At 52.8% G+C, this 1,711-nt stretch carries 1 rRNA gene; it reads left to right on the top strand.

Features of this window, described 5'->3' with window-relative positions:
- Positions 1 to 149: 149 nt before the first annotated feature.
- Positions 150 to 1,689 (top strand): 16S ribosomal RNA (locus tag HX884_RS25255).
- Positions 1,690 to 1,711 lie beyond the last annotated feature (22 nt).

Raw genomic sequence — 1,711 nt, 5'->3', positions numbered from 1 at the left:
ACTGCTCTTTAACAATTTATCAGACAATCTGTGTGGGCACTCAAAGTGACATGGATTCTTAACGTCCTCGGACGAAAAATGAATACCAAGTCTCAACGAGTGAACACGTAATTCATTACGAAGTTTAATTCATTGAGCATCAAACTTTTAAATTGAAGAGTTTGATCATGGCTCAGATTGAACGCTGGCGGCAGGCCTAACACATGCAAGTCGAACGGTAGCACAGAGAGCTTGCTCTCGGGTGACGAGTGGCGGACGGGTGAGTAATGTCTGGGAAACTGCCTGATGGAGGGGGATAACTACTGGAAACGGTAGCTAATACCGCATAACGTCGCAAGACCAAAGAGGGGGACCTTCGGGCCTCTTGCCATCAGATGTGCCCAGATGGGATTAGCTAGTAGGTGGGGTAACGGCTCACCTAGGCGACGATCCCTAGCTGGTCTGAGAGGATGACCAGCCACACTGGAACTGAGACACGGTCCAGACTCCTACGGGAGGCAGCAGTGGGGAATATTGCACAATGGGCGCAAGCCTGATGCAGCCATGCCGCGTGTATGAAGAAGGCCTTCGGGTTGTAAAGTACTTTCAGCGGGGAGGAAGGTGTTGTGGTTAATAACCACAGCAATTGACGTTACCCGCAGAAGAAGCACCGGCTAACTCCGTGCCAGCAGCCGCGGTAATACGGAGGGTGCAAGCGTTAATCGGAATTACTGGGCGTAAAGCGCACGCAGGCGGTCTGTCAAGTCGGATGTGAAATCCCCGGGCTCAACCTGGGAACTGCATTCGAAACTGGCAGGCTGGAGTCTTGTAGAGGGGGGTAGAATTCCAGGTGTAGCGGTGAAATGCGTAGAGATCTGGAGGAATACCGGTGGCGAAGGCGGCCCCCTGGACAAAGACTGACGCTCAGGTGCGAAAGCGTGGGGAGCAAACAGGATTAGATACCCTGGTAGTCCACGCCGTAAACGATGTCGATTTGGAGGTTGTGCCCTTGAGGCGTGGCTTCCGGAGCTAACGCGTTAAATCGACCGCCTGGGGAGTACGGCCGCAAGGTTAAAACTCAAATGAATTGACGGGGGCCCGCACAAGCGGTGGAGCATGTGGTTTAATTCGATGCAACGCGAAGAACCTTACCTGGTCTTGACATCCACAGAACTTTCCAGAGATGGATTGGTGCCTTCGGGAACTGTGAGACAGGTGCTGCATGGCTGTCGTCAGCTCGTGTTGTGAAATGTTGGGTTAAGTCCCGCAACGAGCGCAACCCTTATCCTTTGTTGCCAGCGGTTAGGCCGGGAACTCAAAGGAGACTGCCAGTGATAAACTGGAGGAAGGTGGGGATGACGTCAAGTCATCATGGCCCTTACGACCAGGGCTACACACGTGCTACAATGGCGCATACAAAGAGAAGCGACCTCGCGAGAGCAAGCGGACCTCATAAAGTGCGTCGTAGTCCGGATTGGAGTCTGCAACTCGACTCCATGAAGTCGGAATCGCTAGTAATCGTAGATCAGAATGCTACGGTGAATACGTTCCCGGGCCTTGTACACACCGCCCGTCACACCATGGGAGTGGGTTGCAAAAGAAGTAGGTAGCTTAACCTTCGGGAGGGCGCTTACCACTTTGTGATTCATGACTGGGGTGAAGTCGTAACAAGGTAACCGTAGGGGAACCTGCGGTTGGATCACCTCCTTACCTTAAAGAACCTGCCTTTGTA

Source organism: Enterobacter sp. SECR19-1250, from assembly GCF_013391025.1.
Lineage (GTDB): Bacteria > Pseudomonadota > Gammaproteobacteria > Enterobacterales > Enterobacteriaceae > Enterobacter > Enterobacter cloacae.
This window is presented reverse-complemented; position numbering and strand designations above follow the sequence as displayed.